The sequence below is a fragment of the Rothia aeria genome, assembly GCF_016726365.1.
GTDB classification, from domain to species: Bacteria; Actinomycetota; Actinomycetes; order Actinomycetales; family Micrococcaceae; genus Rothia; species Rothia aeria.
Genome location: NZ_CP068102.1, coordinates 2,086,837 through 2,108,042, shown reverse-complemented (window position 1 = coordinate 2,108,042; position 21,206 = coordinate 2,086,837). Strand labels below are relative to the sequence as shown.

Here is a 21,206-nt window from a genome sequence, read left to right as displayed (position 1 = left end):
CGGGGGCACAAGTCACGGTTTCCGCTAGTTAAGGGCCGAGAGGATACGTTCGGTCACCTCAGCGATCTCGCCAAGACCGTTTACTTCTTTGACGATGCCGCGTTCACGATAAATCGCGATCAGCGGTGCGGTCTCCTCTTCGTACACCTTCAGGCGGTGGCGGATGACCTCTTCATTATCGTCGGTGCGGCCCTGCTCGGCAGCACGGTTCAGCAGCCGCGCCACAAGCTCATCGTTATCAGCAACCAACAAGAGCACACGGTCAATCTGCTGATGAGTTTCGGCGAGGATCGAATCCAGTTCGTGCACCTGCGCGGTGTTGCGGGGGTACCCGTCCAGCAGGAAGCCGTTGGCGGTGTCTGCCTCAGCAAGGCGCGCCCGCACCATCCTGTTGGTCACAGAATCAGGAACTAGGTTGCCGGAGTCGATATACGACTTGGCTTCTTTACCCAGGTCGGTTTCTTCCTTAATGTTTTTGCGGAAGATATCGCCTGTGGAGATTGCCGGGATGTTCAGTTTCTCGGCGATTTTTACGGCTTGGGTGCCTTTGCCGGCCCCCGGGGGGCCAACGATCAGCAGACGGTTCATCGAAGCAGTCCTTCGTAGTGTCGTTGTTGGAGCTGGGCGTTAATCTGCTTGAGGGTATCAAGCCCAACGCCCACCACGATCAGCAGCGAGGCGCCACCGAACGGGAAGTTCTGGTTTGCCTGGAATAGAATCAGCGCAACCAGCGGAATCATAGAGATGACCGCCAGGTAGAGTGAGCCAGGCAGGGTAATACGGTTCAGCACGTAGCTGAGGTAACGCTCGGTAGGTTTGCCGGCTCGAACGCCGGGGATGAACCCACCGTATTTCTTCATATTATCCGCCACTTCAACCGGGTCGAAAGTCACCGACACATAGAAGTACGTGAATCCCAGGATGAGGAAGAAGTACAGGGTAATGTACAGCGGGTGATCGCCGCGCACCAGGTAGGTGTTAATCCAGCTGACCCACTCCGGCGGAGGCGAGCCGTTATTGGGGGTGTTCAGCTGGGCGATAATGCCGGGCAGGCTCAGCAGGGAGGAAGCGAAAATCAGCGGAATCACACCGGCCATATTGACCTTGAGCGGAATATAGGTGCTGGTGCCGCCAATGGTGCGGCGCCCAATCATCCGTTTTGCGTACTGCACGGGCACACGGCGTACCGACTGTTCCACGTAGACCACGGCGAGCATCACCACAAGGCCCACACCGCACACGGCCCAGAAAACCATTGCGCCCTGCTGACGCTCAATAGCGCCAAGTGCGTTCGGGAAGGAGGAGGCGATGGAGGTGAAAATCAGCAGTGACATGCCGTTGCCCACGCCGCGTTCGGTGATCTGCTCACCCATCCACATGATCACGGTGGTACCTGCGCACAGGGTGATAATAATCAGCAGAACATGCCAGATGTCGTCAACGGGGATAATGTTCGGGCAGTTCCCGATCAGTGCGCCGCTGCGGGCCATCGACACAATGGTGGTGCCGTTCAGAAGCGCGAGGGCGATGGTGAGATAACGAGTGTACTGTGTGAGTTTAGCCTGTCCCTGAGCCCCTTCATCGTGTAGCTCTTGGAAACGCGGGATGACCACACGCAACAGCTGAATAATGATGCTTGCGGTAATGTACGGCATCACGCCCAGTGCGAAGATAGACAGCTGCAACAGGGCGCCACCGCTGAAGAGGTTAACGATGTCATAGATTCCGTGGTTACTGCCATTATTGGCGATACACTGCTGAACGGTGCCGTAGGAAATACCGGGGGCAGGGATGAAAGTGCCCATGCGGTATATCACGATCATGCCCAGGGTAAACAGCAGCTTGCGTCGCAAGTCGGCGGTCTTTAGGACGCGCCCGAATGCGCTAAGCACATGTCCTCCTGAAATTCTTGGGGTGTGCACGCCCTAAGGCTAACCTTAGCGGGTGCGTTAAACACATACCTTCCAGTCTAACCCGTTCACGGCGTTTGTCGATAACCGTACCCACGAATACCGCCTATTTCTACTCTCTGAGCATGATTTAGTGTGCAATAACACCGTGCGGTTGCTGACTGGAAAAGAACGACCCCCGCAGGGGTAAAAACCTGCGGGGGTCATACCTGTAGTGTGAAAACTACTTGACGGTCACAGAACCGCCAGCGGCTTTGATTTTCTCAATAGCGGAAGCCGATGCCTTGTCAACGGTTACGTTCACCTTCACAGTGATCTCGCCGTTGCCCAGAACCTTCACGGGCTGGTTCTTACGAACTGCACCCTTAGCCACCAGCTCGGCGATGGTTACGTCACCGCCGGAGGGGAAAAGCTCCTGGATACGGTCCAGGTTTACCACCTGGTACTCGGTGCGGAACGGGTTCTTGAAGCCGCGCAGCTTCGGCAGGCGCATGTGCAGCGGCAGCTGGCCGCCTTCGAAGCCTGCACGAACCTGGTAGCGTGCCTTGGTACCCTTGGTACCGCGACCTGCGGTCTTACCCTTGGAGCCTTCACCGCGGCCTACGCGGGTCTTTGCCTTGTGGGCACCCGGTGCCGGGCGCAGATCGTGAATCTTGATAGCGTCTGCCATCTTACTTGACCTCCTCAACCTTCACCAGGTGAGCAACGGTGTTAACCATGCCAACGGTGACGGGGTCAGCAGTGCGTACTACCTTGTTGCCCGGGCGCTTAAGGCCGAGGGAACGTAGGGTGTCGCGCATGTTCTGCTTCTGACCAACATAGGACTTGACCTGGGTGATTTCCAGCTTTGCGTCACTGGGCTGAATACGCTTAGCCATTACGCACCTGCCTTATCGGACTTGGTGTTGCGCAGGTAGCTGGGGATAACCTCGTCTGCGGGCAGGCCGCGGCGGGCTGCCACTGCCAGAGGCTCTTCCAGCTGCTTGAGTGCTGCAACGGTTGCGTGAACGATGTTGATCTGGTTAGCTGACCCCAGCGACTTGGAGAGCACATCGTGAATACCAGCGCACTCCAGCACCGCACGCACGGGGCCACCAGCGATCACACCGGTACCGGCGGTTGCCGGGCGGAGCATCACAACACCTGCGGCTGCCTCACCCTGCACACGGTGCGGGATGGTGCGGTCCTCAATGCGGGGAACACGGAAGAAGTTCTTCTTCGCTTCCTCAACACCCTTGGAAATAGCCGAGGGAACTTCCTTGGCCTTGCCGTACCCGACGCCGACCATACCGTTACCGTCACCAACAACGACCAGAGCAGTGAAGCTGAAACGACGGCCGCCCTTCACCACCTTGGCAACACGGTTAATGGCAACAACGTGCTCAATGTACTTGTCTTTTTCCTCTTCGCGTGCGCGGTTGTTCTTACGGTCACCGCGACCGCGACGCTCGCCGCGGTTGCTGCGGCGATCTTCGCGCTGCTTGGAGGTCTCAGCGGTTTCAGCTACGGTTGCTTCGCTCACCTGAGTTTCCTTTTCGTTCTGCTCGCTCATTAGAGTTCCAGACCCCCTTCGCGTGCACCTTCAGCAACTGCTGCAACACGACCGTGGTACTTGTTACCGCCGCGGTCGAACACAACGGTTTCGATACCCGCAGCCTTCGCGCGCTCTGCGATGAGTTCGCCAACACGCTTAGCCTTAGCGGTCTTTGTCAGTTCGGTTGCTGCACGCAGATCCGCTTCCATGGTCGATGCCGATGCCAGGGTTACGCCCTTCACATCGTCAATCACCTGAACGAACATGTGACGGCTCGAACGGGTGACGCACAGGCGCGGACGCGCCGCAGTACCCGAGATGTGCTTACGCAGACGAGCGTGACGACGTGCACGCTGCGCTGCTTTCGACTTAATAGCCATGTTTACTTACCAGCCTTCCCGACCTTGCGGCGGATGTGCTCACCTGCGTAGCGAACACCCTTGCCCTTGTAGGGGTCGGGCTTACGCAGACCACGAATGTTTGCTGCAACCTGACCAACCTGCTGCTTGTCGATACCCGACACGGTCAGCTTGTTGGGGCCCTCCACGGTGAAGGAGATACCTTCGGGGGCCTCAACGTTGATCGAGTGGGAGTAACCAAGAGCGAACTCAAGGTCTTTACCCTTGGCGGTCACACGGTAACCGGTGCCAACGATCTCGAGCTTCTTCTCGTAGCCCTGAGTCACGCCAATGATCAGGTTCTGGATCAGGGTGCGGGTCAAACCGTGCAGTGAACGCGACAGACGCTCATCATTGGGGCGGGAAACGGTAATTTCGTTCTCGTTCAGGGCCACAGTAATGGGGGCGGCCACAGTGTGGCTCAGCTCGCCCTTGGGGCCCTTAACGGTCACCAGGTTGCCATCAACCTTCACCTCAACGCCAGCCGGAATCGAGATGGGGAGACGTCCAATACGTGACATTATTCTCTTCCTTTCTCTAACCGACTACCAGATGTAAGCGATGACTTCGCCGCCCACGCCCTTCTTCGCAGCCTGCTTGTCAGTGAGCAGGCCCGAGGAGGTGGACAGGATTGCGGTACCGAGGCCGCCCAGAACCTTCGGCAGGTTCGTGGACTTTGCGTAGGTGCGCAGACCCGGCTTGGAAATACGGCGTACGCCAGCGATAGAACGCTCACGGGACGGACCGTACTTGAGGACGAGGGTCAGGGTCTTACCAACCTTGGCTTCCTCTTCCTTAACGTCAGCAATGTAACCCTCAGCCTTCAGGATCTCGGCGATACGAGCCTTCAGCTTGGAGTAGGGCATAGATACGGTGTCGTGGTATGCCGAGTTTGCGTTGCGCAAACGGGTCAGCATATCTGCGACCGGATCAGTCATAGTCATGTGGGCTCTTGCCCTTCCTCGTTGTGGTTTCCCCCGCCGCCTGTTGTGCGGGTGGGACCTACAACGTAGTCGTTAGTTGGTCTTGAACGGGAAGCCCAGTGCCTTCAGAATGGCACGGCCTTCATCATCGGTCTTGGCGCTGGTCACCACGGTAATGTCCATACCACGCACGCGGTCGATCGAATCCTGATCGATTTCGTGGAACATGGACTGCTCGGTCAGACCGAAGGTGTAGTTACCGTTACCGTCGAACTGGCGGTCCGAAAGTCCGCGGAAGTCGCGGATACGGGGCAGGGCCAGGGTGACGAGGCGGTCCAGGAATTCCCACATGCGGTCGCCACGCAGGGTGACGTGTGCACCAATGGGCATGCCTTCACGCAGCTTGAACTGTGCGATGGACTTCTTCGCGCGGGTAACAATCGGCTTCTGACCGGTGATGGCGGTGAGGTCGCGGATAGCGCCGTCCATGAGCTTTGCGTCGCGAGCTGCCTCGCCAACACCCATGTTCACAACAACCTTAACGACCTTCGGGATCTGCATGACGTTCTCGTACTTGAACTCTTCCTGCAGAGCGGGAACGACGACCTCAGCGTACTTGGTTTTGAAGCGGGGGGTGATCTTGGTTTCGCTCATTAGATGTCCTTACCCGAGCTCTTGGCGTAGCGCACACGAACGGTGCGGGTCTTGCCGTTACGCTCTACAGTCTCTTCACGGAAACCAACACGGGTCGGCTTCTTGGTTTCGGGGTCAACGATCGCAACGTTCGAGACGTGAATCGGTGCCTCAACCTTCTGAATGCCGCCAGCAGCGCCGGTTACGGGGTTGGCTTTGGTGTGCTTGGTGACGACCTTAACGCCCTCAACAATCACGCGGTTTTCCTTAGGGATAACCTTCAGAACCTTACCCTGCTTGCCCTTGTCTGCACCGGAAATAACCTGAACCAGGTCGCCGGACTTGATCTTAGCCATGAGTTAGAGCACCTCCGGAGCAAGCGAAACGATCTTCATGAACTTCTTATCGCGAAGTTCACGGCCCACGGGGCCGAAGATACGGGTACCGCGAGGATCACCATCGGTGTTCTTCAGGATCACTGCGGAGTTCTCGTCGAACTTAATGTAGGAGCCGTCTGCTCGACGGGTTTCCTTCTTGGTGCGGACGACTACGGCTTTCACCACGTCGCCCTTCTTTACGGTACCGCCGGGGATAGCATCCTTGACGGTTGCGACAATAACGTCGCCAATGCCTGCGTAGCGACGCGAAGAACCACCGAGCACACGGATGGTCAGGATTTCCTTCGCACCGGTGTTGTCGGCGACCTTCAGTCGCGACTCCTGCTGAATCATATTTCTCCTGTCGTCTCGCCGGTTCCGACACGCAGTAAGCGCGAGCCAGCCTTGCGGAACATTTTTACGGGATTGGGTGACGCCCCGGGCCCAACACTATGCAGTGAGGGTTAGCGGAAACGCCTGGGGTAGCCCATGCCAACAGCATCTGGACCCGCGTGAAGCGGGCGTAATCCACCCGCGTAGCGGCATTATGCTTTGGCACGAGAAACCCGTGGTTGCGCGCGCGAATCTGTATGCGCGCACGCATTCTTAAAAATATACCGGAGATTTAGCGGTAAAACAAAGAAAATGCCGCAGGTAGGATGCGCGCCACATTTGAGACACGCCTACCCGCCCTAGCTGTCCCGTCCGGATACTCATCCCACGGGGCTAGGGAAATTTGGGGTATCCTGCAAAATCAGTGTGCTGCACAGATGTATCCACGGTGGCTACCGCTGGTGCAGGCATGTGGCGTTCTGCCTCTACAATACGCACTGGGATTCCCAAGGAGCGCGCAATATCGCCCTCTGCTTCCCCAGAACGGACAGTAATAACATGCTCTTGCCCGGCCTTCCACTCGGCGGGGAATTCTACGGAGGCGGTCAGTAACGCCCCAAAATGCGCCGCCTGAACCTGAACACGCGCCAGCTCTACCCCATCCCCTTCGATAATCACCTCGGACCCAACGCGTGGGCCGTATCCGGGATGCTCTTTGAACCATCCCGAACCCGTTATCTGGATCGGGTACCCTTCAGGCAGCTCTGCAAGTATCTCAACATCAGCACCATCGTCTTCAACAAGAACCCGCAGCGATGGGGAGAATACAGGAAAAACCGTGGCATCCGGCTCACCGTGCACCTGCACCTGCACACGCGTTATAGAATCCGCGTCAATAGTGCGCGGCTTTTCACCGGTGCGCTCTTCAGTATCCGCCGCAGTAAATTTACCCGTGAACGGATCAATATGGAACGGCACCCGCACCTGCTTGTGCTCGCCCGCCTTATCGGAGACAAGCACCGCCCCATCAGGAAGCAACACCTGGTGATTGGTTTTCGTCTCACTCACGCGGATCTCCCCCAACACTTTTCGGCTGGTAACGTCAATAATGCCAACAGTTCCACCAATAGGCTCAGGCGAACGGGGCGCACCGAAATCAGTCACATACAGTAGAGCTTTGGCAGCGTCATAGAGGATATCGGTTGGCATTTTGCCGTAGGGGATAAAATCTAAGGGTTCCCCTTCAAGGCTGAGAATATGAACACCGGAGTTACGGCCCTGCACACCCTGAGTGGAGACATAGAGCTCACCGCGCGCACCGCTGACTTCAACACCGTGCACCACAGCAGGTAGGGTCTTGTAATCGGCGGCAGGCACATCATAAGTTCGTACATGTTCCGCGGTATTGAGATCTACCACTAAAATCTGGTTATTCATAATGTCGGGAATGTACAGTTCACGTTTTTCATCTAAGGCAATAGGCCCCAGAAGCATCGCTTCAGAGCCGCCGCTCTGCGTAGTGAGGTAGTGGTAGTTCACCGCAAAAGTGTCGAGGTCTACAGTGCAGTACCCTCCTGAAGTGGTGATATAGGCGCGGTTTCCGGGCGTATCAATAAATAATTCGCGCAGCTGCCATATCTGCTCCCCCACCGCCAAACTATCCCATACCAGGGACAGGTCATCTTGGTTATACACTGTGACGGACCCGGTGCTTGCGCTGCCAACCCACAAAGTTCCGCGTTCGTTATCGAGTGCTAGCCCAAAAGCACCCTGCAGCTGGTATTGCCCTTTCACCAGGTCTCGGTTATCGGAGGTCACGGGCAGCTGCGCGAGTGCTTCGATACGCAAAGTATCGGGGTCAATGCGCGCAATGGTTGAGGTGGTGCTTCCGTGGGCGCGGGCATAGTTAAAGGTTCCGGTCACGAACAGCTGCCGTGTTGTGGGGTTGTGCGCTAGCTGGTATTGCCCAGGAATACCCTGCGCTTTAAGGAGGTTAGCGGTAACAGTCTGAGCCATAATGAAAGATTCTTCTCACAAAAATATAGGAGGCGGATATTTAATGTGATGGGGCGGGTACTCCCTACTCTTGAGGAAGTACCCGCCCCTATCATAGACGCGCTATGCGCTGTTTTACTAGCCTAAAGCGGTGTAACCGACTTTATCCGTTTAGGCTGAAGTGCGGCGACGTGCCACCATGACCGAACCTGCAACGAGCGCAGCCGTGCCAGCACCCAGGGCTACCCACATCCCTGAGGCACCAGTGTTAGCAAGCGTCCGTGAGGAGGACTTGGTAGCGGCAGTGGTTGCAGAGCCGGAGCCCCGTGCCTCGCCGCTCGTAGTACCAGTAGACCCGCCACTGGTGGTCGTGGAATCGCCGGTTACAGCGGAGTCGTGGTCGTTATCCTTGGCAGCTGCAATACCATTGGCGTCGCCCTTGGCTGCGCCGTTAGCATTGGCATCTGCGCCCGCGTTAGCGTTTGCATTGCCTCCAGCGTTTGCATTAGCGTTACCGCCTGCGTTTGCGTTGGCATTGGCGTTATCGCCCGCGTTAGCGTTGCCACCAGCGTTAGCGCCGCCTTCAGTGATAGTCACCTCTGCTGCTTCGCCGCCACGAGCATTATCGCCCTTCTTCATGGAGCCGCTCAGCAGGTTAATAGCAACCTTCTCGCCAACCTTGGGCGCGTCACCCTTCACCTTGTCTGCGCTCGGGAAAGGAATCTCAGCGGTGAAGTTACCGTTAGCATCTGCCTGGATGTACAGCCACACACCAGCGCTGTTACCCTTCTTACCCTCAAAGGTAGCGTCCTGTGCAGGAGCCAGGGAACCACCATTGAGCTTAACAGCGATCACCGAACCGCTAGTACCATCCTGAGTCTTGAAACCCTCACCGCGGATCTTCAATGACTGGCCAACCTGCCAGTTCTTGGGGATGTATACCTTGGCACCGTCATCGTAAGTGTGAACGGTTTCCTCGACAGCAACCTGAGCCGGGTCGTTAGCGCCAGCATTATTGCCGGGGTCAGCCTGGTTACCGCCCTGGTTTGCACCAGCGTTTGCATTGTCAGCAGCATTGGCGTTACCGCCTGCGTTTGCATTGCCACCAGCGTTGGCGTTACCACCGGCGTTTGCATTATCAGCAGCATTGGCGTTACCGCCGGCCTTAGCATTGTCGCCAGCGTTGTTACCGCCTGCGTTATTGCCGCCAGCGTTAGCGTTGTCGCCACCGCCTGCGTTGTTACCGCCACCGGCGTTTACGTTGCCACCAGCGTTATTGCCGCCGCCCTGGTTTGCACCAGCGTTAGCGTTGTCGCCACCGCCTGCGTTGTTACCGCCACCGGCGTTTACGTTGCCACCAGCGTTATTGCCGCCGCCCTGGTTTGCACCAGCCTTGGCATTGTCGCCGCCGCCTGCGTTGTTACCGCCAGCCTTAGCGTTATCGCCAGCGTTTACATTGCCACCAGCGTTATTGCCGCCGCCCTGGTTTGCACCAGCGTTAGCGTTGTCGCCACCGCCTGCGTTGTTACCGCCACCGGCGTTTACATTGCCACCAGCGTTATTGCCGCCGCCCTGGTTTGCACCAGCCTTGGCATTGTCGCCGCCACCAGCGTTGTTACCACCAGCATTATTACCGCCACCAGCAACAATAGTCACATCGTTAGCTTCACCACCACGAGGGGTATCACCCTTCTTCATGGAGCCGGTCAGCAGGTTAACGCTGACCTCATCACCAACGTTCGGTGCAGCACCACCCTTCACCTTGTCTGCGCTCGGGAAGGGCAGCTCAGCAGTGAAGTTACCGTTAGCATCGGCCTGGATGTACAGCCACACACCAGCGCTGTTACCCTTCTTACCCTCAAAGGTAGCGTCCTGCGTAGGAGCCAGAGAACCACCATTGAGCTTAACAGCGATCACCGAACCGCTGGTACCATCCTGAGTCTTGAAACCCTCACCACGGATCTTCAGCGGCTGACCAACCTGCCACTGCTCAGGAATGTACACCTTGGCACCATCATCGTAGGTGTGAACATCTACTTCACCAACTACGTTATTGCCACCTTGGTTGGGGTTAGCCTGGTTGCCACCCTTGTTCGGGTCGGCCTGGTTGCCACCCTTGTTCGGGTCGGCCTGGTTACCGCCCTTGTTCGGGTCGGCCTGGTTGCCACCCTTGTTCGGGTCGGCCTGGTTACCGCCCTTGTTCGGGTCGGCCTGGTTACCGCCCTTGTTCGGGTCGGCCTGGTTGCCACCCTTGTTCGGGTCGGCCTGGTTGCCACCCTTGTTCGGGTCGGCCTGGTTACCGCCCTTGTTCGGGTCGGCCTGGTTGCCACCCTTGTTCGGGTCGGCCTGGTTACCGCCCTTGTTCGGGTCGGCCTGGTTGCCACCCTTGTTCGGGTCGGCCTGGTTGCCACCCTTGTTGGGGTTAGCCTGGTTGTTATTAACCGTGGGGGTGGAGGAAGCACCACCGTTAGGCTGCTGGCTTGCGCCAGAAGACTGGCTAGCGCTCTCAACCTGAAGGGTGACGGTGTTCACAATAATCAACGCACCGGAGTTCTGGCCATAAGCGAAGAGCTTACCGCCGGAGAAAGACATATTACCGACAATATCGAACTGACCGGTGGAGGTCTTCAGATCGATAGTCTTCACCACTGCACGAGTCTGCAGGTCAATAACAGTCACATAGCCGTAGCTTGAGATATATGCCTTGCCAGAGTCCTGGTCAATCTTAATCTCACGTGCCTGGAAGCTGGACTGGCCCTGCGCACCCTGAACGGCGCCATTGCTAGTCCACAGTTCCTTCATGGTGTTCTGGTCGTAAACAGTCACCGTGCTCTTCTCGGTGTTAACAACCCAGACGGTACCGTTCACGTCATCAATAGCAATGCTGTAGGAGCTGGAACCCTGGGTAGCACCGGGCAACTGAACAGTTGCCTCAACCTGCTGGGTATCAGCGTTCACGCGGGTGACGCACCCTGCGCGGTACGAATCATAGGAAGAGTAAGTCTTCCAAGCCTTGTTGTTCTTGGCAGAGTATGCGGACTGCGACGACTGGTACTGACCAGCCAAATCCTTGCTCTGCTCAGCCTGGCCCTGGCCTTGCTGCTGGTTGCCAGTCTGGCCCTGCTGCTGTTGCTGCTGAGCGGGCTGCTGCTGTTGGTTAGCCTGGCCCTGCTGCTGGGCAGGCTGCTGCTGTTGCTGCTGAGCGGGCTGCTGCGCCTCCTGACGGGCGCCTCCCCCCAACTGCTCAGTGGGTGCATTAGCAAATGCTGCGGGAATGGTTCCCAGCGAGCCTGCTACGACTGACAGTGCGCCAGCCGAAGCCAAAAGCTTGCGGGAAGTTACTTTCTTGGACGAAGAAGTCATATTCTGATCCTCGATGTCTTTGGCGATTGACCTTTAGGGTCCGTAAACCTCAAAGATTACTTGACTAACACAGTAATTAACTTAAACCTGAGATGTAGACAAGTACAGTTCGATACTAGAGATTGCATTTCCAAGAATCAACCACTAGACAGGAATTGTAATCAGATATTTATATTTTTCTTGCTTACGTTCCGTCATCAAATTTTATTTTTGTACGCAAACAAATACCCACAGCAAAGGGCCCTTCCCCGGAAAAACGGGGAAGGGCCCTTCCTCTAAATACACGCTAGACAGAGCGTTCGTTCTAGAAAAGCTTACTTAGCTTTTTCCAGAATCTCTACGACACGCCAACGCTTGGTAGCGGATAGCGGACGGGTCTCTGCCAGCAGAACGAGGTCACCGACACCGCAGCTATTCTGCTCATCGTGTGCCTTGATCTTAGAGCTACGGCGCATCACTTTGCCGTAGAGTGCGTGCTTCACGCGGTCCTCGACCTCGACGACAACGGTCTTGTCCATCTTGTCGGAGACGACGTAGCCGCGGCGGGTCTTGCGGTAGCCGCGCTCTTCGTTCTTTACTTCACTCACTTGGACTCACCTTCGGTTGCGGGACGAATACCGAGCTCACGCTCACGAAGCACGGTGTAGATACGTGCAATGTCACGCTTGATGGTGCGGCGACGACCAGCGTTAGCCTGACCGGTGACTTCCTGGAAACGGATGTTGAAGAGTTCCTTCTTCGACTCGCTCAGCTTCTCAGCCAGCTCTTCATTGGAGAGCTCTGCGAGCTTGTCGATGCTAAGATCCTTGGATCCAACTGCCATCTCTCTTATTCACCACCTTCGCGACGCACAATACGTGCCTTCATCGGGAGCTTGTGGATTGCCAGGCGCATTGCCTCACGAGCCACTTCTTCGGACACGCCATCGAGTTCAAACATGACTCGACCGGGCTTAACATTGGCAACCCACCACTCGGGTGAACCCTTACCGGAACCCATACGAGTTTCGGCAGGTTTCTTGGTCAGCGGGCGGTCCGGATAAATGTTAATCCAGACCTTACCGCCACGCTTAATGTGACGGGTCATTGCGATACGGGCAGCCTCAATCTGGCGGTTGGTCACGTACGCAGGGCTCAGGGCCTGAATGCCCCACTCACCGAAGCTAACCTCGGTGCCGCCCTTAGCCAGACCATGACGCTTGGGGTGGTGCTGCTTGCGGTACTTTACTCGACGGGGAATAAGCATTTATGCCTCACCGTTCTCTGCAGTCTTGGCTTCGGTGTTTGCCGAAGCGTTCTCGTTGCGGCGCTCACGACGGGGGCCACGGCCACCGGAGCGGCGGCGGTCACCGTCACGGCGGTTGCCGCGTCGGTTGTTGGCTGCCTGCTGAGCTGCCAGTTCCTTGTCGGTCAGATCGCCCTTGTAGATCCAAACCTTCACGCCAATACGGCCGAAGGTGGTCTTAGCCTCGAAGAAGCCGTAGTCGATATTCGCGCGAAGAGTGTGCAGGGGCACACGGCCTTCACGGTAGAACTCGGAACGGGACATTTCAGCACCGCCCAGGCGCCCGGAGCACTGGATACGAATACCCTTTGCACCTGCACGCTGTGCGGACTGGATAGCCTTCTTCATGGCGCGGCGGAAAGCAACACGGGATGCGAGCTGTTCCGCGATGCCCTGTGCAACCAGCTGAGCAGACAGGTCGGGGTTAGCGACCTCCAGAATGTTCAGCTGAATCTGCTTACCGGTGAGCTTCTCAAGCTCAGCGCGGATACGGTCTGCTTCAGCACCGCGGCGGCCGATCACGATACCGGGGCGAGCAGTGTGGATGTCCACACGTACACGGTCACGGGTACGCTCGATCTCAACCTTCGCAACGCCTGCGCGATCCAGGTTCTTCGCCAGCAGTTCGCGGATCTTTACGTCCTCACGGACAAAATCTGCGTAACGCTCGCCGGGCTTATTGGAATCAGCGAACCACTTAGAGACGTGTTCGGTGGTGATGCCCAGTCGGAAACCGTTCGGGTGAATTTTCTGGCCCATTTAGCGGTTCTCCTCCTTTTCGGGGGTAGCAACGACCACGGTAATGTGGCTGGTGCGCTTGTTGATGCGGTATGCACGACCCTGAGCGCGGGGCTGGATGCGCTTCATGGTCGGGCCCTCGTCCGCGTATACTTCGCTGATAAACAGCTCTTCTTCGCGGAAAGCCACACCTTCCTGGTTTGCTTTCTGGCGTGCGTTAGCCATCGCCGAAGCAACAATCTTGTATACCGGCTCCGAAGCTGCCTGCGGGGCGAACTTCAGAATCGCCAGAGCCTCTTCCGCTTGCTTACCACGGATCAGGTTGACGACACGGCGGGCCTTCATAGGCGTAACGCGAACATAGCGCGCTGATGCCTTGGCTTCCATTGCCTATCTCTCTTTCGTCTATTGCCGAAAGGGAAACGTTAGCTGATCGGGAAAACCCGATTAGCGACGCTTGCCCTTACGGTCGTCCTTCACATGGCTGCGGAAAGTGCGGGTCGGTGCAAACTCGCCGAGCTTGTGACCAACCATCGACTCGGTGATAAACACCGGCACGTGCTTGCGTCCGTCGTACACTGCGATGGTGTGCCCGAGCATGTCGGGAATAATCATCGAGCGGCGGGACCAAGTCTTAATAACATTCTTGGTGCCCTTCTCGTTCTGAGCTGCGACCTTCAGGTAAAGGTGCTGATCAACGAAAGGGCCCTTCTTCAAACTACGAGGCATGTGTCAGGCTCCTTAGCGCTTCTTGCCAGTACGACGGCGACGAACGATGAGCTTGTCGCTTTCCTTGTTGGGGCGGCGGGTGCGGCCCTCAGGCTTACCGTTGGGGTTAACCGGGTGACGACCACCGGAGGTTTTACCTTCACCACCACCGTGCGGGTGGTCCACCGGGTTCATGACCACACCACGAACGGTCGGGCGGATGCCCTTCCAGCGGTTACGGCCAGCCTTACCCCAGTTAATGTTGGACTGTTCGGCGTTGCCGACCTCGCCCACGGTTGCGCGGCAGCGAACATCCACGTTGCGGATTTCGCCGGAGGGCAGACGGAGCTGGCCGTACTTACCTTCCTTAGCAACCAGCTGAACCGAGGCACCAGCGGAACGTGCCAGCTTTGCACCACCGCCAGGACGCAGCTCAACGCAGTGGAGCACGGTACCTACGGGGATGTTGCGCAGCGGCAGGTTATTGCCGGGTTTAATATCGGCTGCGGGGCCGGATTCAACGATGTCGCCCTGTGCGAGCTTGTTCGGAGCGATAATGTAACGCTTGGAACCATCGAAGTAGTGCAGAAGCGCAATGCGTGCGGTGCGGTTCGGGTCGTACTCGATGTGTGCAACGCGTGCGTTCACACCGTCTTTGTCGTGACGACGGAAGTCGATCAGACGGTACTGACGCTTGTGCCCACCGCCCTTGTGGCGAGCGGTGATGCGACCGGTGTTGTTACGGCCGCCCTTCTTAGGGAGCGGACGAACCAGGGACTTTTCCGGGGTGGAGCGGGTGATTTCAGTGAAATCAGCAACGCTCGAACCGCGGCGACCCGGGGTCGTCGGATTGTACTTACGAATACCCATTGTTAGATATTTCTTCCTTCGTTAAAGTGGTCTCCGCTGGCCTTATGCCTGCGGACCGCCGAAGATGTCGATGTGGTGGCCGTCCTTGAGGGTCACAATGGCACGCTTGGTGTCTTTGCGAGAACCCCAACCGAAGCGGGTGCGCTTGCGCTTACCCTTGCGGTTAATGGTGTTCACGGACGCTACTTCAACCCCAAAGATCTTCTCGATGGCCTGCTTAATCTCCAGTTTGTTGGAGTTGGGGGCAACCTCGAAGGTAACTTTACCTTCGTCGATCTGGCTGTAGCTCTTTTCGGATACGACGGGGGCGATGATCACGTCGTACACAGACTTGGTGGAAACGCTCATTACTTAGCGCCCTCCTTCTTCTGGTTAGCAGTTACGAATGCATCGTATGCTGCCTTGGTGAAGACCACGTCGTCTGAAATCAGCACATCGTAGGTGTTGAGCTGGTCAGCGTACAGCACGTGTACATTCTGCAGGTTACGTGCGGACAGTGCCGCAATATCCTCGTCACGGCCGATCACTACGAGCACGTTCTTACGCTCGGTGATGGACGCCAAAGCCGCCTTAGCAGCCTTAGTTGAGGGGGTTTCGCCTGCAACGAGGGTCTCTACCACGTGGATACGGCCGTGACGAGCGCGATCAGAAAGAGCGCCGCGCAGTGCCGCAGCAATCATCTTCTTAGGGGTGCGCTGTGCGTAGTTACGCGGGGTGGGGCCGTGCACCACACCGCCACCGGTCATATGCGGTGCGCGGATGGAGCCCTGACGTGCGTTACCGGTGCCCTTCTGCTTAAAAGGCTTACGGCCTGCACCGGACACCTCGCCACGGTTTTTGGTCTTGTGGGTGCCCTGACGTGCGGCAGCAAGCTGTGCAACGACAACCTGGTGCAGCAGGGGCACGGATGCCTGCGCGTCAAAAATCTCTGCGGGCAGGTCTACTTTAAGGGTTTTGACAGCCATGATGTACTAGGCTCCCTTCACAGCGGTACGAACTAGAACAACGCCGCCCTTAGGACCGGGAATTGCACCCTTGATCAGCAGCACATTGTTCTCAGCGTCCACACCCTGGATAGTCAGGTTCAAAGTGGTGTGGCGTGCTGCGCCCATACGGCCAGCCATGCGCATACCCTTGAACACGCGTGCGGGGTAGGATGCACCACCAATGGAACCGGGCTTACGGTGGTTCTTGTGCTGACCGTGCGATGCGCCAACACCCTTGAAGCCGTGACGCTTCATAACACCTGCAAAGCCCTTACCCTTGGTCTTGCCTACGACGTCTACCTTCTGGCCGACCTCGAACATCTCAACAGTCAGTTCCTGACCGGGGGTGTATTCTGCGGCATCTGCGGTACGTACCTCAACGAGGTGACGACGAGGGGTAACACCGGCTTTCTCGAAGTGACCAGCCAGCGGCTTGGTGACCTTGCGAGAATCGATGGCACCGAAACCAATCTGCACGGCGGTGTAGCCGTCAGTTTCCTGGTTACGGATCTGGGTAACAACGTTAGAATCAGCCTTGACGACGGTAACGGGCACGAACTTCCCGTCCTCGTCCCAGACCTGGGTCATGCCAAGCTTGGTGCCTAGCAGGCCCTTCACCTGGCGCTCGAATTTGTTAGTCATTTAGATGCGATCCTCTACAGCTTGATCTCGATGTTCACGTCTGCCGGCAGGTCAAGACGCATGAGGGCATCAACAGCCTTAGGGGTCGGATCAACGACGTCGATCAGACGCTTGTGCGTACGCATCTCAAAGTGCTCGCGGCTGTCCTTGTACTTGTGGGGAGAACGGATAACGCAGTATACGTTCTTCTCGGTCGGAAGCGGCACGGGGCCAACTACAGTTGCGCCTGCACCCTTGACCGTTTCGACGATTTTCCGTGCCGAAGAATCAATGACCTCGTGATCATAGGACTTCAGACGGATGCGGATTTTCTGTCCCGCCATCTGTCGGACTCTCTTTCTTGATGTATTCCCTGTATCGGGGCGTGTGCCCCTTATAGCGGCGCTTAAGGAACGCGATATATTCATCACGTGCGCCTCCCGATACGGACTGAATCCGGCAATGCCGGGTTCCTCACCCCGCTCAGGCACCGACCCCCGAACTCGGGCGTGTCGCCTGTGCGCAGACAGACTCATCCCTTGTGTCTTTGAATCGGGTCATACGTGGGCCTGTTTTGAGCAACAGACACTTTTACAACGCCGTCTATTCTCTCAAATAGGAAGGTACCGCGCAAGCGGGAATACATTAAGTGTGGAAGAACACTTAAACGGCACCTGCCGTAAGCCCAGCAAACGCAGCAGCCCCTCCCATCAGACACCTGGGCACCAAGCATCCTCCAACACCCCTCACACTGGGCCGTCGGATTTTACTCAGGAAATCTGCAGAAACAATACATCTCTAAAAACACTAAAATGATATATTAGTGATTTATACATAACTAAATAGAGGTTATGAATTCTTTACACCTCTGATTCCCCCAGGAATCTTCAAAGTTTTTCTCAGTAAGCTTTTGGGCCGCTACAGCCCAAAACATAGTGACCCGGGGTATCGGTTCAACTAAGGTGGAAGTAAACCCGTTACCGTCACGAGGAGACTACGATGTCAGAACCTAATCAAGGGTTCCCCCCTCAGCTTCCCCCCGAGCCGGGGCAGCCTGCACCGCAGCAGGAGGCACCCCCCAACTATGGCTCACCCCAGTACGCCCAGCAGGTTCCCCAGGGGGTACCACCACAGCCTTACCCCGGCTACTATCCCCCAGCTCCTGCCCCTTCTAACAGCCGCAGGAAAACAGAAGATCTGCTTCTGAACGTTCTGCTCTATTTAGGGTCGCTGCTGCTTATTGGCTCAGCAGCGCTGTTTATCACCAGCGTCACTTCCGAAGAAACCATCGGTCTACGTGTTGCAGCGCTCGGTTTTGGCAGCGCCCTCTTCTACGGCGCTGGCCTGATCATCTATAAAACAGTGGCACGCCTGCGTCTGGCTTCTTATTCCTTCACAGGCACCGGTTTAGCTCTTCTACCACTGACCGGTATAGCAACCTACCATCTGGGAGTGTGGGATAACGGCCGCATGATTTGGCTCATCACCTCTTTGGTGGGTACTGTGGCCATCGTGCTGGCCTGCACCATGATGCGTAACCGTATTATGGCGTACCTGCTCGTATCCTTCTTCATTTCGGATGCTTTAGCGGCTACCCGAGTCGCAGAACTACCCTTCGTATGGTACTTCGTGCTGCTGACAGTGCTCGCCACCATCCTGGGTCTTATTCTGCGGCTCAACGCGAAGCTTGTACCTACCGGGCTCCGTGAAGGACTCGTAGAATCCTCCCGTATTTTTGTGCCCGTCACGGCAGCGGTCGTGTTCTTCTTCGTCTCGAATATGAGCTTTCTTGAGGTGGGCGTTGTATTCGCCATTATGAGTGTGTACGCCCTCGTGTTTTTCACCCTCGACAACAAACTCGACTACTATATCCAGCTGCGTATCTACCCGCTGCTGGCCGTCATCTACTTCTGCATAGAACTGCACAATCTGCCGCTGCTGTTCGCGTTCTTATTCCTAGCTGTCCTGCTCAGCAACACCCTAGCAGCCCTACTGTGCTACCCGATTATTATGCAGCGCAAAGGTTACGACCAGAATGGTGCCCCCCGCCTAGAGGTGGTTGGTCATCTTGATGCAGCCCTCAGCATCGCCGCTGCTGGTTTCACGCTCTTAGAAGCTACCATCACCATATTGTCTCACCGCTCCATTGATGGGGGAAACGTCCTAGAGCACCTACTGCCCTTCTTCGAGTCACAGAACAATGGCGGATTCCTGCCCGCGCTCTGGGTTTTGAGCGTATTCTTCCTTGTGGGTATGCTCCCCTACAAGCGTATACTGCCTGCAAACGTCATCCTCTACACGGTTTATGGCGTTGCTCTGCTTCTGTCTCTGGCCACGGCACGTTCTGATGGGGCGTTCTATGTGTGCTTCGCGGTCATCCCCATAGCCCTGCTGCTAAAGCGTGCACCGGGCGTTGAGCCATTAGCGGTCTCCATCGGCGCCAAGGTGAGCGCGTTCCTCGGTATTATGCACCTGTCGTACGTGACGTTCAGTGATTTCAGTGGGCGCGGCATTATCCTGCTCATGGCCGCTGTCATGGCAGGTTTCGGGGTGATCACCCTTTCCTTCGCACACTCCGCTCAGGGCGCTAAGAGCAACAGCCGTATTGTTGAAGCGCTCGTGTATACCATCACCTCCGCCACGTTCCTGTTTCTCCGTTCGGTGCTGAGCTTCCGTTACCCCGAAGGTTCCACCGAGATTCTCACCGCGATGCTCTACAGCGCGGCTCTTATCGCCCTCACCGCACTGTGCATTTGGATGATCCGCCTGGCTGTCGATACCGCCTCAGCCAACATTAACCTGGGGGCCCGCTGGGCGTTGGGTATCGCCCTCAGTGGAGCAGCCATAGCATCCGTCCTTATGCCCTACTACCTGCTGTCCATCATTATGCTGGTCATACTAGGTGGCACTATCGCATTCTTAGGGTTCATCATGATCCCGGCAGGCAGCCCAAGCCGTACCTTCCTGCTCAATATGGCACGCGGACCCATCTGCTGGATAGCCCCAGTACTGTGGGCCTCAGATACGGCACGTTTTGCTGACTTCCTGCTGCTGCTATCCGGCCTCTGCCTGCTGCTGGGTGCGCTCAGCGCCGTCCTATACCGCACCAGCGGCAGCCGCGGCGAGATGGTGACTTTCCAGGTGTTCTTCTATATCGCCTGCGTACCAGCAGGTATTGCCGGACTATTCATGGTCCGCTCCGAACCGCTCGCTGCTACCCTGTGCCCGCTGGCTGTAGTGCTCATGTGGGGTATCGGAGAATGGACTAACGTACTGTTCCTTCGCTTAGCAGCTGCCTCCGCTTTGGTGCTCACGTTACAGTCCATAGCTGATGTAACTTTCACACCATCATTCTTTGCGCTGCACAGCGATACCGGTGGACCGTTTACCTGGGTGGCTGATTTCCCCACCGTCTATGGCCTCAGCGCTCTCTTCGCCACACTGCTGCTGTACGTTGGCAAGGTACTGCTGCCCCTTGAAATTGGGGGTACCCAAAATGTACGCCCCAGCATCTCGGTACAGCTTCCGAGCACCCCGCCGCGTGTGGTGCTGCTGCCGATGCACGGGCCGCTTACCAGCCCCTATCCGTATCGAAAAGCACAACGCGGTTCGTTCGCCAACCGTGCATGCGGTGTACAGAATTTGCTGGTTATTATTCCTGGCATTATCGCCCTGGTTCTTTATGGGATGTTCTCCCTCGCATCAGCTAATACAACTATTAGTGCTTTCCTCTGCGCCTTCGCGGTGCTTTCTATCGCGTCGGTCTTGCCGAAGGAGAAAACGTACATAGCGTTCCTGCTCTCAGTTGTGGCTTTTGTGGGCCGGTTCCTCTTGACGATTAACAGCGGAAGCTTCTTCATTAGCTTCCTGGAACTGATATCACTTATCCTGCTAGCACTCAGCACCGCCCCAGTACTGCGCAACGTCATGTCCAACCGTCCGGCTCGGGAAGGTATTGACGCATCGGTCGCTGGCCTGTACGCCACATTTGCTCTTCAAGGAATGGTCACCTTCATTGCATGGGCTTCCCCGCACGATATTGCCCAAGGCACCGTGATTATGACCATCAGCCTGCTCATGACCATTCTTGCGGCGCTGCTGGTTGACCGCATCTGGGTCATTATTGGGGCTGTCATTGTCACCATAGACCTGGCTCTGCTGCTGAACAGCATGAACCCGCTGATGCTGATGATCATCGCGATTATCCTGATTTCCGGTGTGGTGTGGCGTTTGCTTACCCGCGATAAGAAAAACCCACCCACCGATGCTGGCCACAACGGTATGCCGCAGCCAAGTGCCCCACTACCCTATAACCCGCAGGACCACATGCCCGCCCCGGTGCAGGGTATGGGGGCCCCGCAGGGCGAACCGCAGCAGTACTACCCTCAGCAGCAGCCCCCGCTGTTCGCCGACTACGCTCAGGGTCAGCAATGGCAGGGGCGACAGTACCCGCAACAGTAGCCCGCTCACCCTAACGTGACGGTAACAAGGGGGGCCTGGAAGGAACACTAAATGTTCCTTCCAGGCCCCCAT

General features: G+C 56.8%; 25 protein-coding genes. 1 reads left to right on the top strand and 24 read right to left on the bottom strand.

The window, feature by feature from the left end; all coding sequences use genetic code 11:
• Positions 1–24 precede the first annotated feature (24 nt).
• From I6I94_RS09205 to rpsJ, 24 genes are all read right to left on the bottom strand, one after another.
• A complete protein-coding gene (locus I6I94_RS09205; protein ID WP_037234574.1) occupies positions 25–588 on the bottom strand; it encodes an adenylate kinase in 564 nt (187 codons plus the stop codon).
• Positions 585–1,892, bottom strand: coding sequence for a preprotein translocase subunit SecY (secY, locus tag I6I94_RS09200; RefSeq protein ID WP_006888706.1), 1,308 nt, complete (start codon positions 1,890–1,892; stop codon positions 585–587). The genes I6I94_RS09205 and secY overlap by 4 nt, the downstream gene beginning before the upstream one ends.
• Positions 1,893–2,133: 241 nt before the next feature.
• Positions 2,134–2,580: a 50S ribosomal protein L15 gene (gene rplO, locus I6I94_RS09195; protein ID WP_094757558.1), complete on the bottom strand. Its 447-nt coding sequence runs from the start codon at positions 2,578–2,580 to the stop codon at positions 2,134–2,136.
• Between the two features lies 1 nt (position 2,581).
• Entirely contained in the window at positions 2,582–2,788 is a 207-nt protein-coding gene (gene rpmD, locus I6I94_RS09190) for a 50S ribosomal protein L30 (RefSeq protein ID WP_004005265.1), read from the bottom strand.
• Positions 2,788–3,462, bottom strand: coding sequence for a 30S ribosomal protein S5 (gene rpsE / locus I6I94_RS09185; RefSeq protein ID WP_006888721.1), 675 nt, complete (start codon positions 3,460–3,462; stop codon positions 2,788–2,790). Before rpsE ends, rpmD begins: the two co-directional genes overlap by 1 nt.
• A complete protein-coding gene (gene rplR, locus I6I94_RS09180; RefSeq protein ID WP_037234572.1) occupies positions 3,462–3,824 on the bottom strand; it encodes a 50S ribosomal protein L18 in 363 nt (120 codons plus the stop codon). Before rplR ends, rpsE begins: the two co-directional genes overlap by 1 nt.
• Positions 3,825–3,826: 2 nt before the next feature.
• On the bottom strand, positions 3,827–4,363 hold the full coding sequence (rplF, locus tag I6I94_RS09175) for a 50S ribosomal protein L6 (RefSeq protein ID WP_094757557.1): 537 nt from the start codon (positions 4,361–4,363) through the stop codon (positions 3,827–3,829).
• Between the two features lie 24 nt (positions 4,364–4,387).
• Positions 4,388–4,786 (bottom strand): 30S ribosomal protein S8, encoded by a 399-nt coding sequence (rpsH, locus tag I6I94_RS09170; RefSeq protein WP_006888793.1) that lies wholly within the window; start codon positions 4,784–4,786, stop codon positions 4,388–4,390.
• A gap of 72 nt (positions 4,787–4,858) precedes the next feature.
• The gene (rplE, locus tag I6I94_RS09165) at positions 4,859–5,419 is read right to left on the bottom strand and encodes a 50S ribosomal protein L5 (RefSeq protein WP_006888718.1); all 561 of its coding nucleotides are present in this window, start codon (positions 5,417–5,419) and stop codon (positions 4,859–4,861) included.
• On the bottom strand, positions 5,419–5,754 hold the full coding sequence (gene rplX / locus I6I94_RS09160; RefSeq protein WP_006888716.1) for a 50S ribosomal protein L24: 336 nt from the start codon (positions 5,752–5,754) through the stop codon (positions 5,419–5,421). The genes rplE and rplX overlap by 1 nt, the downstream gene beginning before the upstream one ends.
• A gap of 3 nt (positions 5,755–5,757) precedes the next feature.
• A complete protein-coding gene (gene rplN / locus I6I94_RS09155) occupies positions 5,758–6,129 on the bottom strand; it encodes a 50S ribosomal protein L14 (protein ID WP_006888745.1) in 372 nt (123 codons plus the stop codon).
• A 372-nt stretch (positions 6,130–6,501) separates the two neighbouring features.
• The gene (locus I6I94_RS09150; RefSeq protein ID WP_128088046.1) at positions 6,502–8,124 is read right to left on the bottom strand and encodes a YncE family protein; all 1,623 of its coding nucleotides are present in this window, start codon (positions 8,122–8,124) and stop codon (positions 6,502–6,504) included.
• Positions 8,125–8,274: 150 nt separating this feature from the next.
• Entirely contained in the window at positions 8,275–11,466 is a 3,192-nt protein-coding gene (locus tag I6I94_RS09145) for a proline-rich domain-containing protein (RefSeq protein ID WP_201620639.1), read from the bottom strand.
• 314 nt (positions 11,467–11,780) lie between these two features.
• Positions 11,781–12,053 carry a 30S ribosomal protein S17 gene (gene rpsQ / locus I6I94_RS09140; RefSeq protein WP_037234069.1) on the bottom strand — a complete coding sequence of 91 codons (273 nt, stop codon included), beginning with the start codon at positions 12,051–12,053 and terminating at the stop codon, positions 11,781–11,783.
• Entirely contained in the window at positions 12,050–12,289 is a 240-nt protein-coding gene (gene rpmC / locus I6I94_RS09135; RefSeq protein ID WP_006887703.1) for a 50S ribosomal protein L29, read from the bottom strand. Before rpmC ends, rpsQ begins: the two co-directional genes overlap by 4 nt.
• A 5-nt stretch (positions 12,290–12,294) precedes the next feature.
• Positions 12,295–12,711, bottom strand: coding sequence for a 50S ribosomal protein L16 (gene rplP / locus I6I94_RS09130; protein ID WP_006887759.1), 417 nt, complete (start codon positions 12,709–12,711; stop codon positions 12,295–12,297).
• Entirely contained in the window at positions 12,712–13,509 is a 798-nt protein-coding gene (rpsC, locus tag I6I94_RS09125; RefSeq protein WP_006887779.1) for a 30S ribosomal protein S3, read from the bottom strand.
• The gene (gene rplV, locus I6I94_RS09120; protein ID WP_006887795.1) at positions 13,510–13,875 is read right to left on the bottom strand and encodes a 50S ribosomal protein L22; all 366 of its coding nucleotides are present in this window, start codon (positions 13,873–13,875) and stop codon (positions 13,510–13,512) included. It lies immediately after the preceding gene.
• A 60-nt stretch (positions 13,876–13,935) separates the two neighbouring features.
• Positions 13,936–14,217 carry a 30S ribosomal protein S19 gene (gene rpsS / locus I6I94_RS09115; RefSeq protein ID WP_004005282.1) on the bottom strand — a complete coding sequence of 94 codons (282 nt, stop codon included), beginning with the start codon at positions 14,215–14,217 and terminating at the stop codon, positions 13,936–13,938.
• 12 nt (positions 14,218–14,229) lie between these two features.
• Positions 14,230–15,066 carry a 50S ribosomal protein L2 gene (gene rplB / locus I6I94_RS09110; RefSeq protein WP_006887702.1) on the bottom strand — a complete coding sequence of 279 codons (837 nt, stop codon included), beginning with the start codon at positions 15,064–15,066 and terminating at the stop codon, positions 14,230–14,232.
• A 42-nt stretch (positions 15,067–15,108) separates the two neighbouring features.
• Positions 15,109–15,414, bottom strand: a complete 306-nt coding sequence (rplW, locus tag I6I94_RS09105) for a 50S ribosomal protein L23 (protein ID WP_006887768.1) — start codon at positions 15,412–15,414, stop codon at positions 15,109–15,111.
• Positions 15,414–16,031, bottom strand: coding sequence for a 50S ribosomal protein L4 (rplD, locus tag I6I94_RS09100; protein ID WP_037234081.1), 618 nt, complete (start codon positions 16,029–16,031; stop codon positions 15,414–15,416). Before rplD ends, rplW begins: the two co-directional genes overlap by 1 nt.
• A 6-nt stretch (positions 16,032–16,037) precedes the next feature.
• A complete protein-coding gene (rplC, locus tag I6I94_RS09095; protein ID WP_006887725.1) occupies positions 16,038–16,694 on the bottom strand; it encodes a 50S ribosomal protein L3 in 657 nt (218 codons plus the stop codon).
• Between the two features lie 14 nt (positions 16,695–16,708).
• Positions 16,709–17,017 carry a 30S ribosomal protein S10 gene (gene rpsJ, locus I6I94_RS09090; RefSeq protein ID WP_004005287.1) on the bottom strand — a complete coding sequence of 103 codons (309 nt, stop codon included), beginning with the start codon at positions 17,015–17,017 and terminating at the stop codon, positions 16,709–16,711.
• A gap of 655 nt (positions 17,018–17,672) precedes the next feature.
• On the opposite strand from rpsJ, the gene I6I94_RS09085 reads away from it, so the two are divergent.
• Positions 17,673–21,134, top strand: coding sequence for a hypothetical protein (locus tag I6I94_RS09085; RefSeq protein ID WP_201620638.1), 3,462 nt, complete (start codon positions 17,673–17,675; stop codon positions 21,132–21,134).
• Positions 21,135–21,206: the final 72 nt, after the last annotated feature.